Genomic DNA, 15,413 nt, shown 5'->3' with positions numbered 1-15,413 from the left:
AACTCCGAGGCCTCATCGCCTCGATCTCCACAGGTCTCATCGCTTCTCCCCTACTACCTGCTCAAACGTTCCGTCTTCAGACCAGTGAGCATAGTTTCAGGTGCCATGCCTGAAAGGCGTGCGCCGACATGCGGGAGCGCCTGACCGCTTGCTATCCAAACTCGCGAACGGTCCGTGCGTCAAGGAGAACCGCTACATGTTGGGATCTCCCTCCGAACAGGGCCCACATATAGGGCCTCTCTGTCCGGTACGGGATTCCTAGCGATCCGTGATCAGTTCTGAACAGGTGCTACCCACCGGGCGCACAGATTACGCACAGCTTCTCCCGCGAGAAAATCCGCCTCTTCCCGGGAATGCGCCTGACCAACCACCAGCTCTTCCATGGAGCCGTGGGCGTGGGCGCGTGCTGGGGCCCCGCCCGGCCGTCGCCATCTAGTCCAGGTCGTCGGCCTCCGCGCAATACGCGAGCACCCGCTCCCCCTCGCAGTGGATGGCGAGCGCCACCTCCTGGGCGATCCCTCGGAGCCCGACGAGCTCGAGCAGCGTGGGCACCGGCGCCGGCAGCAGCGGTGGAGGTGGGATGTACCGCGACGCGCGCACGATGGCCGGCTCGATGGCCGCCGCCTTGGGCCCGATCATCTGGCGCAGCTCGTGGAGCGCCCGCTCGAACCCGCCGAGCATGTCGACGAGGCCGCGCGCCTGCGCGTCGGCGCCGCTGTAGACGCGCCCCTGCGCGAGCGGCTCGATCTCCTCGACCGGGCGGCGGCGGCCGCGGGCGACGACGCGGAGGAACGCCGCATAGATCGCGTCGAGCTCGCGCTCCACCACCGCCCGCTCCCCCGCGTCGAGCTTGCGCGACGGCGAGAACAGGTCGGCCCGCGCGCCGCGCTTCACGACGTCGGTCGAGATGCCGAGGCGCTCGAGCAGCGGACCGAGCGCGAAGCGCGCCGAGACCACGCCGATGCTCCCCGTGATCGTCTGCGGCTGCGCGACGATCGCGTGCGCGGCCGCCGCCACGTAGTAGCCGCCGCTCGCCGCCACGTTCGACAGGCACGCGACGACGGGCTTCACCTCCGCAAGGCGGGTGACCTCGTGGTGGATCCTGTCGGACGCGAGCGCGGAGCCGCCCGGCGAGTCGACGTGGAGGATGACCCCCTGGACGCGCGGGTTCTGCCGCGCCGCGCGCAGGCTCGCGACGAGCCGCTCCTCGCTGGCCAGGGAGGCGCCCCGGAAGCGGGCGCGGCTGACGATCGCGCCGTGCACCTCGATGACGCCGAGGACGGGCCGAGGCCACACCGGCGTCATCGAGAGGGCGCGCCGCGCGCCCAGGTAGCGGCCCGCCGCCACGAGGCGGCTCTTCGAATGCCGCGCGGCAGCGCGAGCTCCTGCGCCTCCTCCACCCGATGCGCGGTCCGCGTTCTCCGCGCCGATCTCGGCGTGGCGCGGCGCCGCGGTCGCGCAGGGGAGCGACCCCGCCGCGAGCATGTGCTCGAGCTCGTCCTCGTACGCGACCGCGTCGACGATGCCTCGCGCGACGGCCTGCTCCGCGCCGAAGGGGGCCTCGTCGATCCACAGCGCGGCCGTCTCGCGATCGACGCGGCGCCCCTGGGCGAGCGCCGCGGTCAGATCCCCGAAGCGCCCGTCGAGCAGGGCGCCCACCTGCTCGCGCTGCGCGGCGCTCATCGTGTCCCGCACGAGCACCTCGCCGGCGTTCTTGTACATCCCCTTCGCGAACACCTCGGGCTCGACGCCGACCTGCTCCAGGGCGCGGCGCACGTAGCGGCCCTCCACCGCGAACCCGAGCGGCGACACCATCGTCTCGGGCCCGACGACGATGGCCCGCGCGGCCGAGGCGAGCAGGAGCATCGTGGTGTCGGCGCCCATCGGCAGGTAGGCGACGATGTCCTTGCCCCCCGCCCGGATCTCGAGGAGCGCGTCCCGCAGCGAGGCCGCCACCGCCGGCCCCGCGTGCACCGACCGCATCCGGAGGAGCAGCCCCGCCGGGCGCGGATCCTTCATCAGGTGCTTGCCGAGCTCGCGGACGCGCTCCACCGAGAGCGGAGCCCTCTTCCTCGGACGCCACGGGAGCGCGAGGCGGACCCGGGGGGGCTGCAGGTCGACCACGCGGCCATCGATTTCGAGGACGACATACCCGCCCCGGGGCGCAGCAAACGCCCAGCGGAGCGCGCTGACGGGGAGCAGCAGCAGGCGGAGGAGATTGACGAGCAGGGCAGCGATCACCGGAGGCTCCTCGGAATCAGGGGATGGGCGACGGAAAGGCGGCTCGGCGTCCGCCGGCGGTCACGATGGGGTGGGGGGAGACAGGGTGTGCAGGAACCGGTCCGCGCGGCACGAGATCCGGTGGTGAGGTCGGCGCCGCCTGGCCCCGGCGGTGGAACTGGAAAGAGAGAGCGTGACGCAAGGGGCCACCCTGTGGCTACACTGTCGCTCCAAGTTTCGAAGGGGACGGCGAGCCGATGTGGGTTACGTCTTGAAGAAGTCGTCCTCTCTCTTTCAGACCAGCTCAGCAAGCCGCGGGCCGTAGGCCCCCGGCGCCCTGGGTGGCAGAGCCCCTCCACCAAACGTGCATCCCGAGCAGAGCGCCCCCGCCCCGAGCCAGCTCCCCCCGCCAGCGCCGTCCACCCTGCGGCTCGTGCCCCTCGGAGGGCTCGGCGAGGTGGGGATGAACTGCCTCGCGCTCCAGCAGGCCGATGGGCTGCTGCTCATCGACTGCGGGGTCACGTTCCCGAGCACGGACCTCGGCGTCGACGTGTATCACCCGCGCTTCGATCACGTGCTCGCGCTCCGTGATCAGGTGCGCGGCATCGTGCTGACGCACGGCCACGAGGATCACATCGGCGGGCTGCCGTTCCTCCTGCGTCACCTCGACGTCCCCGTCTGGGGCCCGCCGCACGCGCTGGAGCTTGTGCGCTACCGGCTCGCGGAGCACGCGCTCGAGGACAAGGTGCGCCTGCTGCCCACGCAGGTCGGGCGCGAGGTCGCGATCGGCGGCTTCGTCGTGGAGCCGCTCCGGGTGACGCACTCGATCGTCGACGCGACGGCGCTCGCGATCCACACGGCCGCGGGGCTCGTCGTCCATACCGGGGACTTCAAGCTCGACCCGACGCCGCTCGACGGCGAGCCGACCGACGAGGCCCGCTTCCGGGCGCTCGGCGACGCCGGCGTCCGGCTGCTCCTGTCCGACAGCACCAACGTGGACTCGCCCGGCGAGGCGGGCAGCGAGCGCGCCGTCGCCCACGCGCTGGCGGAGCTCGTCGAGACCGCGCCGGCGCGCGTCGTGGTCGGCGTCTTCGCCTCGAACGTCCAGCGCCTCCTCGCCCTCGGTCAGGCCGCGATCCGCGCGCGCCGCAAGATCTGCCTGCTCGGCCGCAGCGTGCAGACGCACGTGCGGGCCGCGCAGGCCGTGGGGAGGCTCCCGTGGCCGAGCGACCTGCTCGTCCCGCCCGAGGTCGCCTCCTCGATGCCGCGCGAGCGGCTCCTCGTCATCGCGAGCGGCACGCAGGCCGAGCGGGCCTCCACGCTGACGCGGTTCGCCTCGGGGACGCACCCGCTCCTGCGCCTCGAAGAGGGGGATCGGGTCGTGCTCTCGAGCCGCGTCATCCCGGGCAACGATCGCCCCGTCGTCGATATGATGGCCGGGCTGCTCCGCCTCGGCGTCGAGCTCGTGACCTGGTCGACGGATCGGCGCGTCCACGCGAGCGGGCACGCGCACCGGACGGAGCAGGCGCGCATGATCGACCTCACCCAGCCGCGCAGCTTCCTCCCCGTGCACGGCGCGCTGCACCACCTGACGCGGCACGCGGAGCTCGCGCGGGAGCGCGGCGTGGCCGAGGTGCTCGTCGCCGAGAACGGCCACGTCGTCGAGATCGGCAAGACGCAGCCGCTCGGCCGGAGCGGCCGGGCCGTCACCGGCCGGGTGGCGACGGCGGGCGGCGAGGAGCTCGGGGAGGAGGTCCTCCGGGAGCGAGCGAACCTCGGTCGCTCCGGGGTGGCCTTCGTGTCGCTGGTCGTCGATGTGCACGGCGCCCTCGCGGCGCCGCCGCAGGTCCTCGCCCGCGGGGTCACCGGGGAGCTCGAGGGCGGCGCGCTGAGGGCCGCGGCGCGCGCGGTCGCGCAGGCGGTGAACGACTGCGAGCCGCGCGCGCGGCGCCGCGACAACGACATCATCGAGATCGCCCGGCTCGCGGCGCGCCGGACGCTCGAGGCGAAGCTCGGGAGGCGCCCGCTGGTGACGGTGGCGCTCACGCGCCTGTGACGCCGCTCGAGGGGAGCCCCCCGCCCTCGGGCGGCGGTGGCGCCGGAGCCGGCGACGGCGCGAGGCTCTCCGCGCGAGATTTCCTGGATCCAGTGCTGCTCTCCCACATCGAGCGCGTCCGCGCCGATGCGCGGCGCGTCGTCGCCGCGAGCGAGCAGGGCGAGAGCGCGGAGCCGGACGCGGAGGCGGTGCACGACTTCCGGGTCTCGCTTCGCCGGCTCCGGACGCTGCTCAAGCCGGCGCGACGCATCTACGGCAGGAGGCGGCTCCGCCCCGTGGCCGAAGGGCTCCGTGAGTTCGCGCGGGCGACCGGCGCGCTGCGCGACGAGGAGGTGCTGCGCGAGACGCTCACCGCGCTCGATCTGGACGAGGCGGCCCGGGCGGCCGTCGCAGGATGGGTCGCGCAGCGCGCGCGCCGCGAGCGCGAGGCGAGGGCCCACATCGTCGAGCTGCTCCGGCAGGATCGCCCGGACGACGCGGGCGCGACCCAGGCCGACGCGCCGGCCGCGGGGGACATGGGCGCGACGCAGGCCGACGCGCCGGCCGCGGGCGACACGGGCGCGACCCAGGCCGACGCGCCGGCCGCGGGCGAGCGGCTCCGGCTGGAGCCTCACCTCGCGCGCCTCGAGCGGCGCATCTCGCGCCGGAAAGCGAGGAAGCGCGGCGCCGAGGCGCTCGCGAGGCGAGCGATCGGTGATGCCCTGGACGACGTGCGCGCGCTCGCCGCGAGCGACCCGGGCGACGGCGCGGCCATGCACGCGCTCCGGATCCGCTTCAAACGGCTGCGCTACTCCGCGGAGACGTTCTCGCCGCTCTTCGGAGAGCGCGCCGAGCGCACCGCGAAATCCGCGTCACGGATGCAGCGCCGCCTCGGCCAGCTGCACGACGCCGACGAGGCGCTCGCGCAGATGAGGAGCGCTGAGGAGCTGGCGCCCGACGCGCGCGCTGCCGTCATCGAGGCGCTCGTCGCAGAGCGGGCGCGGCTCGCTCACAAGGCGACCGAGGAGCTCGCGCGGGAGCTCGAGACGCTCACATCGCTCTGGTCGGGCGATCCCCGCGCGCTCCCGAGCGGATGACGCAGCGCACGGGGCGCGGTGCAGCAAGGAGCGCCGCAGCAGGCGCGCTTCGGACGGGGCGAAGGGTCACCGAGATTGCCGGCTGCGGAGCTCGCCGTGCGGGCGGGCGCTTCGTGATACCGTCGGTCGGGCTCCTTCGAACCGAGGCGAAGCCCGCCGATCCCGGAGGTCGTGTTGCGCCGCTCTGCCTTCCAAAGCGTCACCGCGCTCGTCGCTCTCCTCGCGGCGAGCGCCTGCACCCAGGACTTCGACCAGTTCGAGCCCGAGCTCTTCCCGGGGCCGTCCGGGAGCGGCTCCGGCGGGGCCAGCAGCTCCGGCGGAGCTGGAGGAGGCCAGACGGCGGCTGGGAGCACCACGAGCAGCAGCAGCAGCGGCGGCGCCGGCGGCGGCGAGCGGTGCACCAACGGCGAGGATGACGACGGCGATGGCGCCGTCGACTGCGCCGACGACGACTGCGGAGGGTTCGCCTGCGTCGCCGTGCCCGAGGACTGGCAAGGGCCCGGCCTCCTGTACCAGGGCCCCGAGGCCGCGGACGTCGCCTGCCCCGAGGGCTTCTCCGAGCGGGTGGACGTGGGCGGCCGCGATCCCCTCGACACGCCCGCGACCTGCAGCCCGTGCGCGTGCGGCGCGCCGACCGTGGAGTGCGAGGCGCCCGCGGTCACGGTGTACGTGGACGGCGCGTGTGACGGGGGGAGCGCGACGCTGCCGGTGCAGGCGGAGAACTGCATCAACCTCGGCGACTTCCAGCCCGGCAGCTACAGCGGCGAAGCGCCCAACGTGGATTCGGCGGCGTGCGCCGCGTCGGGCGGCGAGGCGATGTTGCCGCCGCCGCGCTTCGGTATCGAGGGGCTCGTGTGCGCCCCCGGGGCGGACGCCGGCGGATGTGAGGCCGACGAGGCCTGCGCCCCGCGAGAGATCGATGCGCCGTTCGAGCAGGGCGTCTGCGTCTGGCGCGACGGCGAGCGGAGCTGCCCCGAGGGGTTCGGCGAACGACACGTGTTCGCGAGCTCGATGGTCGACAACCGCGGCTGCACGCGGTGCACGTGCGACACGGACGGCGTGCGCTGCGCGGCGACGCTGACGCTCTTCGAGCAGACCCGCTGCCGGGGGCCCGCCGAGACCGTGCCGTTCAACGGGGCCTGCGTCGGCGATCCGTCCCCCGCCGCCTCGGTGTCGATCGAGGTGACCGGAAGCGGCAGCTGCCAGCCGCGCGGCGGCGACCCCAGCGGCGAGATCGAGGAAGGCGACGACAGGATCACCGTCTGCTGCGCCCGCTGAACGAGCGAAGCACCGCGCTGGCCGCGCGGCGCTGAACGGCGCCGCGCGGCGCGCAGCGCGCCTACTGCCGGAAGATCTCGACGCGCTCGAGGACGACGTCCTGGTTGGGCCGATCGCGCGTGGTCGCCACGTTGGCGATGCGGTTGACGATGTCCTGCCCGCTCACGACCTTGCCGAACACCGTGTGGCGGTTGTCGAGGTGCGGCGTCGGCCCGTCGGTGATGAACCACTGCGCGCCGTTCGTGTTCTTGCCGGCGTTGGCCATGGAGAGCACGCCGGCGCCCTCGTGCCTCAGCGAGGGGTTGAACTCGTCGGCGAACTTGTACCCGGGGCCGCCCGTGCCCCAGAGCTGCGCCTTGTCCGAGTAGCGCGAGAGCGGGTCACCGCACTGGATCATGAACCCCGAGATCACGCGGTGAAAGCGGACGCCGTCGTAACAGGGCGTCCCCTGCATCCCCTGGCCGGTCTTCGGATCGGTCCAGTTGATGGTGCCCATGGCGAGGCCGACGAAGTTCTTGACCGTGTTGGGGGCGCCCTCCTCCTCGAGCCGGACCGTGATGTCACCGAGCGAGGTCTTGAGCCGAGCGTGAAGCTTGCCGGTGCCGGGCACGTTGATCGGGGGGAATTCCATCAGGCCTTCTCCTTATTCTTGGCCGCCGAGGCGGCGCCGTCAGTTCTTGGCCGCCGAGGCGGCGGCATCAGCCGAGGGAGGTGAGCCGCTGGCCCCCCTTCCTGCGTTCTGCTGCGGCGGTCTTATCTCATCTGGCGCCGCGAACGAGCGGCGAAATGACCTCACGCGCGCTCGAAGAGCGTCGCTATGCCCTGGCCGACGCCGATGCACAGCGAGGCGACCCCGACCTTGGCGCCGCGCGCGCGCATCGCATGCACGAGGGTGCACGCGATGCGCGCGCCCGAGCAGCCGATCGGGTGCCCGAGCGCGATCGCTCCGCCGCGGACGTTGACGCGCGCCGGGTCGAGTTCGAGCGCGCGCGAGCACGCGAGCGCCTGCGCCGCGAACGCCTCGTTGAGCTCGAAGAGGTCCACGTTGGGGACGCGCAGCCCGGTCCGCTGGAGGAGCTTCTTCACGGCCGGGATCGGCCCCTCCCCCATGAGGTTGGGATCCACCCCGGCGGTCGCCGTCGCGATCACCCGCGCGCGCGGCGTCGCGCCGGCGGCCTGCACGGCGTCGCCCGAGGCGAGCAGGAGGGCCGCGGCGCCGTCGTTGAGGGGCGACGAGTTGCCCGCCGTGACGGTCCCGCCCTCGCGGAAGGCCGGCTTCAGCTTCGACAGCGCCTCGAGCGAGGCGTCGGCCCGCACGCCCTCGTCGCGCTCGAACAGGACGGGCTCGCCCTTCTTCTGGTGGACGAGCACGGGGACCACCTCGGCGGCGAAGCCCCCCGACTCCCAGGCGAGCGTGGCGCGCTCGTGGGAGAGGAGCGCGAACCGATCCTGCTCGTCGCGGCTGATGCCGTGCTTCTTGGCCACGTTCTCGGCCGTCTCCCCCATCGACTGGAGCTCGAACCGCGCGGCCATCTTCGCGTTCGGATAGCGCCAGCCGAGGGTCGTATCGTAGACGGTCGGCGCGCTCCGATCGAAGCGCTCGGCCTGCTTGGGCATCGTGAACGGCGCGCGCGTCATGCTCTCGACGCCCCCCGCGATCGCGCAGTCGGCCTCTCCGGTGGCGATCATCCGCGCGGCGTCGGCCACCGCCTCGAGCCCCGAGCCGCAGAGGCGATTCACCGTGACGCCCGGGACCTCGTAAGGGAGGCCGGCGAGCAGCGCGGCCATGCGCGCGACGTTGCGGTTGTCCTCTCCGGCCTGGTTCGTCGCGCCGAAGACGACGTGATCGAGGCGCGGCGCAAGCGAAGGATTGCGACGCACGAGCGCGTCGAGGACGTGCGCTGCGAGGTCGTCGGGGCGGACCGTCGCCAGGGCGCCGGCGTAACGGGCGATCGGGGTCCGGACAGCGTCGACGACGAAGACAGGGCGCAGGGCAGCAGCCATGACGAGAGCGTAGCGTCGCCTGGTCAGCGCGCAGCGGGAGATCGCGCGCGCCCTGGAATCTCCGCTCGGTTCGACGCGCGCCGCGCCGGCGTCGATGTCGTGTGTGCCCGCCCGGTCACGCCAGGGGTGAGCACAGCGGCCGATCGAAAGGCCGGCGCGGACGCCGACCGATCGGCCCGATCCGTCCTGCACAGGGTGAAGAGGCGGCGCGCAGCGGCTCAGTAGCTATCGCTGGATCCGCCCCCGCCGGAGCGACCGCCTCCGCCGCCACCGAACCCGGACCCGCCGCCGCCGCTGCGGCCGCCGCCGCCACCTCGGAAGAGGATCGCCTGGAGGACGAGCCACAGGAACCAGCGGAAGGAGGGCGAAATCAGCGCCAGCACGAGCGCCGCCACGATGGCGACGACCGTCACGCCGACCTTGATCGGCGAGACCGGAGCGGGCGCCGGCCGGGCGTCGGGCGCCGGGCGCCGTTCCTCCTCGGGTGTCCCGGCGACGAGCGTCCTGGCGATCTCTGCGGTTCCCTGGTCGATGGCGTCGCGGAATCGATCCTGCCTGAGCAGCGGGTTGATGGTCTGCCGGATGATGTCGTTCGACTGGAGATCGGTGAGCGCTCCCCCCACGCCCTTGCCCGTCTCGATCCGGACGCGCCGCTCGTTCGGGGCGATCACGAGCAGAACGCCGTTGTCGGCCCCGCGCTGGCCGAGCTGCCAGGTGTTGAAGGCCTCGTAGGCGACGTCCTCGATCGTCTCGCCTTCGAGCGATCCGGCCACGAAGGCGACGATCTCGAACCCTGTCTCGCGGCGGATGCGATCGAGCTTCGCGTCGAGAGCGCGGATGTCGGGCGGATCGAGCCGCCCAGCGGTGTCGACGACGTGCCCCGTGAGCGCCGGCGGCGTGAAGTCGGCCAGGGCCGGCCGCGCGACGAGCGCGCAGACCAGCGCGAACGCGGCCGCCACGGCCCTGGCCACGGCCCGCAGCCGCGCCCCGCTCGTGCCGATCCGGCGCATCGCCGCGCCCCTCATCAGAACGAGACCTTCGGCCCCGACTGGACCTCGGGAGAGGCGGTGAAATAGACGCGCGGCTTGAACGGCTGGCCCGTCGCCTTGTTCACCACCTGGCCCCGGATCTTCAGGAGCTCCGCGTTGTACTCGCGCGCTGCCTGGTTGTACTCCTGGCGCGCTCGGAGGATCCGGTTCTCGATTCCCTCCAGCTGGACCTGGAGGCTGTGGAAGCCCTGGTTCGCCTTGAGATCAGGGTATTGCTCCTGCACCATGAGGAGCCGCGAGAGCGAGCCGCTGAGCTGCTCCTGCGCCTTCTGGAAGGCCTGCACCTTCTCCGGATCCGTCAGATCGTCGGCCTTGAGCTGGACGCTGGTCGCGCGGGCGCGCGCCTCGGCGACGCTCGCCAGCGTCTGCTCCTCGTGCTTGGCCGACCCCTTCACGACCGCCACCAGGTTCGGGACCAGGTCGTAACGCCGCTGGAGATCCGCCTCGAGATCGGACCATTTCTGGGCCGCGATCTGATCTTTCTCGACCAGCACGTCGTAGCGCTGGCAGCCGACGACGGACGTCATGACGGCGAGCACCGCCAGGAACAGAGAGGCCACCGCGAGGCGCTTCCGAAATGTCGATTTGTGAACAATCCGCATGACTGGCTCCAGGGTCGCTTGCATCACCCGTCGGGTAAGCGTCGCGAGGCGCCCTGCAAAACCCGGCCCCATGGCGCTCGCGGCGGGCTGGCGTGCTGCGGCGCGCCCGCGACGTGATACCCTTTCCCTGTCGTGCCCTCGGCCGGCGCGCTCCATGCACCGCGCAGGAGAGCCTCAGGGAAGCCACACGCGTGGCACGCCGCCACAGTCGCCCATGACGATGAGCCACCGCCCGCGCATCGCAGCCCATTCGCTCAGCCCCGCAGCTTATGCGCCGTACGGCGACATCCTCATGGCCTCGCCGCACGGCGAGCCCGGCAGGCCTGCCAACCAGGGGACGGCGCGGCGCTTCGATCACCTCGCCGCGATCGAGAACCTCCGCCCCGGGCACGCCTCGCTGAACGTCTCGGTGTTCCGCTGCGCCCCGCGCTCGAGCTTCCCGCTCCCGATCGCCCTGCTCGAGAAGCACCCCGGCTCGACTCAGGCGTTCGTGCCGATGAGCGCGCGGCGCTACCTCGTCGTCGTGGCCCTCGGCGGCGACAGGCCCGAGCTCACGACGCTCGGCGCCTTCATCGCCCACGGCGCCCAGGGCATCACCTATCGCCCCGGCGTGTGGCACCACCCCATGATCGCGCTCGACGCCGAGGCCGACTTCGTCTGCCTGGCCTGGGAGGACGGCTCTCCCGGCGACTGCGCCGTGGTCGAGTACGCAGAGAGCGAGCGGATCGCGGTCGCGATCGACGCGATCGGCGCGATGGGCGCGATGGGCCACTGACGGCCGGACGTCTCCTCCATCCTCGCCGATCCCGCGCGGCGCGATGGCCCGCGCCGCCGCTGCTGGGAGCGACCGATGCGGCCTGGGGGCGGACGCGTCCGGGCCGCGCTGCGCCGCAGCCTCCCGGCGCGCGCCGCGCTATAGAGGCGCCCCCCGCCATGCGCCGCTCGACCCCCAATTGCTCGTTCGTCGCGCAGGAGCAGCGAAGGCTGCTCGCCGCGCTCGACTCCCTCGACGTCGCCGACGTCGCCCGCATCCTCGAGGAGTTCGTCACGGACGAGCGCAGGGCCCGGCTGCGCGGCGTCATCGCGGCGCGGCTCGACGCCGTCACCGTGGCCATGGATGCGCCGCACGATCCGCACAACGGGGCCGCCGTGCTCCGCTCCTGCGACGCGTTCGGCTTGCAGCGCCTGCACATCATCGAGCGTGCCGAGCAGTTCCTGGTCTCGAACACGGTCTCGCGCGGCTCCGAGCGCTGGGTCGACGTGCGCACGCACGTGACCACCGAGGCCGCGATCGCCGCGCTCCGCGCCTCGGGGCACGAGCTCGTGGCGACCCACCCGGAAGGCGAGCTCACCCCGCGCGACCTCTCGAGCATCCCCCGCCTCGCGTTGGTGCTCGGCAACGAGCGCGACGGCATCCGCCCCGACCTGGCCGCCGCCTGCGCCCGCGCTGTGCGCGTCCCGATGCGCGGCTTCGCGGAGAGCCTCAACGTGAGCGTCACCGCGGCGATCCTGCTCGAGCACGCGACCAACGGCCGTCCCGGCGACCTGCCGGAGCCCTACCAGATCACGCTCTATGCGCGCGCGCTGGTGCTCACCGTCCCCCACGCGGCGGAGATCCTGGCCGCGCGGGGCATGCACCTGCCCCTGCCCCTCGGAGGAACGCCGCCCCCTCCCCCGAAGCCGCGCGGCCCCAAGCCGCGGAAGCCGCCCGCGCCGCCCACGCTCGAGACGCGCAGCGCCGGCGCCCCAAGGGAGCCTGAAGGCGGATAACATGCAGCCCCCCATGCGAAGCCCCGGTCCCCCGCAGCGCGAGCCGCGCGCCCGTCGCGCCGCGCCGCGCCCGCCGGCGCCTCACGGCCTCCGCGAGCGCCTCGCCCGCGCGGCGATCGACGTCGCGCGCGTCGCGCGCGGCGCGACCGCCCTCGCCCTGCTCCTCGCCGGCTGCATCGAGGTGCCGCCGCCCCCGCCCAGGCCGCCCCTCCAGCCGAAGGACATCAAGGTCCCCGAGGGCGTCGGGCTCGAGATCGCCTGCACACCGACGGGGGTCGAGCTCTGCTTCGACGCCCGCGACAACAACTGCAACGGCGTGATCGACGAGGGCTGCGGGCTCCACACAGGGATCCTCCAGTTCACGATCGCCTGGGAGGAGCCCGAGGCCGACGTCGATCTCAACGTCTATGACCCGGCGGGAGAGCTCGCGCGCGTCGGGGAGCCGACGGCGAGCGGCCTCATGAAGGACCGCGACTGCCCGCGCGTGAGCGGCGAATGCCAGGAGCAGAACGTGGAGAACGTCTTCCTCACCGAGGGCGAGCCGGCGCGGGGCCGCTACCGCGTCGTCGTGCGGCTCGACAAGCTGAACGACGCGACGGCCCCCATCCGCGTCCGCCTGAGCGCCCGGGTCGGCCAGCGCTCGTACAGCATGGCGCTCGATCTGTCTCCCTCCGCCGCGACCGAAGAAAAGAGCGTCGAGTTCACGCTCTGAGCCGCTCGCGGGGCGCGCCCCGCGCGGCGCGCCGCCCGCGCCCCCGCCGCGCGAGGAGCCCCCAGCGCGCACCGACGTATCCGCCCTTGCAAGAACAGAAATCCGGCAAAGGAGTCCCGCGCGCTCCCTCGCCGCCGCGCGGTTGACGTCCGGCAGCCGCCCACCTTAAAAGATGTGGCCATTTTACACCTGGAGACGCCCCGCGAATGAATCCCACGTGGATGCTCACATTGCTCGTCGGCCTCTTCGCCGCCTTTGCGTGGAGCGCCAACCGGCGTTGGCAGCTCCTCAAGGTCGGGCGCGGGGAAGACCGGCTCGACCGGATCGCCGAGCGCCTCAAAGGCACCTGGGAGTACGCCTTCCGGCAACGGAAGATGGGTTACTACCCGCTCGCCGGGCTGGCGCATAAGCTCATCTTCGTCGGATTCCTGGTTCTCCTGCTCCGGACGCTGATGCTGTGGGGGCGCGGCATCGACCCGTCGTTCGATCTGTGGATCCTGGGGCACGAGCCGGTGCGGCTTCCGGGCATCGGCGCGGTGCCGCTCGGCGGAATCTACGAGTTCGTGAAGGACGTCATGGCCACGCTGGTCGTGATCGGCGCGCTCGTGTTCATCTACTACCGGGCGATCAAGCGCGAGCGGCGCATGACCCTGTCCGGCGAGGGGCTCCTCATCCTCGGCATCATCGTCACGATGATGGTGAGCGACATGCTCTATGACGGCGCCTCGCTGGTGCTCCACCACCGCTGGTCCACGGCGGCGTGCGGCCCCGCGGACGCGGCGCTCTGCGAGCGCGTCGCCACCGTGACGGCCCCGTTCGCGGGCGTCCCCGCGGACCCGGCGGCGCTCCGCTGGCACCTGTTCCCGGCCCCGGCGGGCTCGCTGTTCGCCGTCCTCCTGAGCGGCGCCAGCCCGGGGACGCTCGTCGTGCTCGCGCACATCGGGTTCTGGACGCACGTCACGCTGGTGCTCGTGTTCCTGAACCTGCTCCCGCACTCGAAGCACTTCCACATCATCACGTCGATCCCGAACGTCTTCACGCGCAACATCGAGGCGCGCGGCCGGCTGCCGCTCGTCGCGGGCAGCGCCGAGGCGATCGGCGAGATGGTCATGAAGGCGGCCGAGGAGCCCGAGAAGGCCGCCCCGGTCGGCGTCGCGCGCATCGAGGACTTCACCTGGAAGGCGATCCTCGACTTCTACACGTGCACCGAGTGCGGCCGCTGCAGCGACAACTGCCCGGCCCACAAGACGGGCAAGATCCTGAGCCCCAAGCAGCTCACCCTGGACCTGCGCGATCACCTGTACGGCCGAGAGGGGGAGTTCATCAACAGGCCGGGCGGCGCGCGAGGCGAGCCGCGCGCCGACGGCCACGCGGCCCAGGCGAACGGGCAGGCCACCGACGGGGCGGCGGCGCAGGACGGCCAGGCAGCGGAGGCGGCGGAGACGCAGGAGGGCGCCGAGCACGCGGAGCAGGCGGCCCCGGAGAACCCGGTCCCGGTCCCCGAGGTCGCGTACAAGCCGGTCGACCTCGTGGCGAACGTCGTCCATCCGGACGTGCTCTGGGCCTGCACGACGTGCCGGGCCTGCGAGGAGCAGTGCCCGGTGATGATCAGCTACGTCGACAAGATCGTCTCCATGCGCCGCCACCTTGTCCTCGTGAAGGGCGAGTTCCCGGCGGAGCTCGGGAATCCGTTCAACGCGATGGAGGTCAACGGCAACCCCTGGAACCTCGCGCGCATCGACCGCGGCAACTGGGCCGAGGGGCTCGAGATCCCGACCATGGCCGAGAAGCCGCAGGCCCCCGTGCTCTACTGGGTCGGCTGCGCGGCGAGCTACGACGACCGCGCGAAGAAGATCGCCCGCGCGACCGCCAGGCTCCTGAAGGCCGCCGGCGTCGATTTCGCCATCCTCGGCCAGGAGGAGACCTGCACCGGCGATCCGGCGCGCCGCGCGGGCAACGAGTACCTCTTCGCGATGCTCGCCGAGCAGAACGCCGCGACCCTGAACGGCTACAAGGAGCAGGGCGGCGTCCGGAAGATCGTCACGACCTGCCCCCACTGCTTCAACACGCTCGCGAACGAGTACCCCGACTTCGGCGCGAAGTTCGAGGTCGTGCACCACACCGACTTCCTGCTCGGCCTGGTCGCCGAGAAGAAGCTCGTCCCCAGCAAGCCGGTCGAGGGGAAGGTGGTCTTCCACGACTCCTGCTACCTCGGCCGCTACAACGACGTGTACGAGCAGCCGCGCGACATCCTGAAGCGCATCCCCGGGTTGCAGCTCGTCGAGGCCGAGGGGTGGAACCGGCAGAAGGGGCTCTGCTGCGGCGCCGGCGGCGCGCAGATGTGGATGGAGGAGCAGAACAAGGACCGCGTGAACGTCAAGCGGACACTGCAGCTGCTCCAGACGGAGGCGAAGACCATCGCGACCGCCTGCCCGTTCTGCCAGACGATGATCACCGACGGCCTCAAGGATCAGTCCAAGGAGGAGTCGATCCGCCAGCTCGACGTGGTCGAGCTGCTCGAAGAGAGCTGCGCTCTCGACCGCTCGGCCGGCAGCCGCTCGGCCGCCGTCCAGGACGCCGCCGAGACGGCCGCGTCCGCCAGCGCCTGATCCGCCAAATTCCGCCACCATTGCACGCTGGAGCGGT

The 15,413-nt window shown here is 72.5% G+C and carries 12 protein-coding genes; 7 read left to right on the top strand and 5 right to left on the bottom strand.

Features of this window, described 5'->3' with window-relative positions; genetic code table 11:
* Positions 1-432: 432 nt before the first annotated feature.
* Entirely contained in the window at positions 433-2,241 is a 1,809-nt protein-coding gene (sppA, locus tag WMF12_RS01945) for a signal peptide peptidase SppA (protein WP_437861495.1), read from the bottom strand.
* 343 nt (positions 2,242-2,584) lie between these two features.
* On the opposite strand from sppA, the gene WMF12_RS01940 reads away from it, so the two are divergent.
* The 3 genes from WMF12_RS01940 (at position 2,585) to WMF12_RS01930 (ending at position 6,630) form a co-directional block, all read left to right on the top strand.
* A complete protein-coding gene (locus WMF12_RS01940; RefSeq protein WP_437861487.1) occupies positions 2,585-4,276 on the top strand; it encodes a ribonuclease J in 1,692 nt (563 codons plus the stop codon).
* Positions 4,273-5,352, top strand: a complete 1,080-nt coding sequence (locus WMF12_RS01935; RefSeq protein ID WP_437861472.1) for a CHAD domain-containing protein — start codon at positions 4,273-4,275, stop codon at positions 5,350-5,352. Before WMF12_RS01940 ends, WMF12_RS01935 begins: the two co-directional genes overlap by 4 nt.
* Positions 5,353-5,526: 174 nt before the next feature.
* Positions 5,527-6,630: a hypothetical protein gene (locus tag WMF12_RS01930; protein WP_437861456.1), complete on the top strand. Its 1,104-nt coding sequence runs from the start codon at positions 5,527-5,529 to the stop codon at positions 6,628-6,630.
* Positions 6,631-6,691: 61 nt separating this feature from the next.
* On the opposite strand, the gene WMF12_RS01925 is transcribed toward WMF12_RS01930, so the two are convergent.
* From WMF12_RS01925 to WMF12_RS01910, 4 genes are all read right to left on the bottom strand, one after another.
* The gene (locus tag WMF12_RS01925) at positions 6,692-7,261 is read right to left on the bottom strand and encodes a peptidylprolyl isomerase (protein ID WP_437743892.1); all 570 of its coding nucleotides are present in this window, start codon (positions 7,259-7,261) and stop codon (positions 6,692-6,694) included.
* A gap of 161 nt (positions 7,262-7,422) precedes the next feature.
* Complete coding sequence (locus tag WMF12_RS01920; RefSeq protein ID WP_437861439.1) at positions 7,423-8,634, bottom strand: thiolase family protein; 1,212 nt, start codon at positions 8,632-8,634, stop codon at positions 7,423-7,425.
* 218 nt (positions 8,635-8,852) lie between these two features.
* The gene (locus WMF12_RS01915; protein WP_437861421.1) at positions 8,853-9,659 is read right to left on the bottom strand and encodes a TPM domain-containing protein; all 807 of its coding nucleotides are present in this window, start codon (positions 9,657-9,659) and stop codon (positions 8,853-8,855) included.
* A complete protein-coding gene (locus WMF12_RS01910; protein WP_437861408.1) occupies positions 9,659-10,285 on the bottom strand; it encodes a LemA family protein in 627 nt (208 codons plus the stop codon). The genes WMF12_RS01915 and WMF12_RS01910 overlap by 1 nt, the downstream gene beginning before the upstream one ends.
* Positions 10,286-10,505: 220 nt before the next feature.
* Between WMF12_RS01910 and WMF12_RS01905 the strand changes: the two genes are divergently transcribed.
* From WMF12_RS01905 to WMF12_RS01890, 4 genes are all read left to right on the top strand, one after another.
* Positions 10,506-11,060 carry an ureidoglycolate lyase gene (locus WMF12_RS01905; protein ID WP_437861395.1) on the top strand — a complete coding sequence of 185 codons (555 nt, stop codon included), beginning with the start codon at positions 10,506-10,508 and terminating at the stop codon, positions 11,058-11,060.
* A gap of 158 nt (positions 11,061-11,218) precedes the next feature.
* Positions 11,219-12,055 carry a TrmH family RNA methyltransferase gene (locus WMF12_RS01900; protein WP_437743887.1) on the top strand — a complete coding sequence of 279 codons (837 nt, stop codon included), beginning with the start codon at positions 11,219-11,221 and terminating at the stop codon, positions 12,053-12,055.
* A 13-nt stretch (positions 12,056-12,068) separates the two neighbouring features.
* The gene (locus WMF12_RS01895) at positions 12,069-12,767 is read left to right on the top strand and encodes a hypothetical protein (RefSeq protein ID WP_437861370.1); all 699 of its coding nucleotides are present in this window, start codon (positions 12,069-12,071) and stop codon (positions 12,765-12,767) included.
* A 206-nt stretch (positions 12,768-12,973) separates the two neighbouring features.
* Positions 12,974-15,376 (top strand): (Fe-S)-binding protein, encoded by a 2,403-nt coding sequence (locus WMF12_RS01890; RefSeq protein WP_437861359.1) that lies wholly within the window; start codon positions 12,974-12,976, stop codon positions 15,374-15,376.
* The last annotated feature ends 37 nt before the right edge of the window (positions 15,377-15,413 follow it).

This window comes from Sorangium sp. So ce363, from assembly GCF_051520435.1.
GTDB lineage: Bacteria > Myxococcota_A > Polyangia > Polyangiales > Polyangiaceae > Sorangium > Sorangium cellulosum_B.
Note: the sequence above shows the minus strand (reverse complement) of the source record. Positions and strands in the feature narration are given on the sequence as shown.